Source organism: Aliivibrio logei (assembly GCF_001691055.1).
GTDB classification, from domain to species: Bacteria; Pseudomonadota; Gammaproteobacteria; order Enterobacterales; family Vibrionaceae; genus Aliivibrio; species Aliivibrio salmonicida.
Map to the genome: position 1 here is coordinate 1 of NZ_MAJU01000005.1, position 319 is coordinate 319.

Consider the following 319-nt stretch of genomic DNA (forward strand, 5'->3'; position numbering starts at 1 on the left):
TCATGGTCACCACATCGTTTTCACTGATGTCGCCACCCGTTGCGGTACCTGTGACCGCAATAGTTTGTCCGCTTTCTGCCGCGTTAATCACGTCATCTGCCGTGATTAATGCCACCGTTACGGTACCTGCATCTGCAACCAGATCGACCGTATGAGTTGATGTTACTGTGCTGTTTACTTCGTTGCCCGCCGCGTCCGTTGACACCACGCTTACCTCAAACTCGGTGTCGTTGGCTAGATCATTACCCGCGACATCGACACTCCAGTTGCCATTTTCATCAACCGTGGTTTGGTAATCGGTACCATTGATGGTCATGGT

General features: G+C 51.4%; 1 protein-coding gene. It reads right to left on the reverse strand.

The genetic code is table 11. The annotated features are described in order from the left end of the window. Positions 1 to 319 (reverse strand): Ig-like domain-containing protein (locus A6E04_RS03180; RefSeq protein ID WP_139078742.1); only part of this gene is annotated, 319 nt, incomplete at both ends.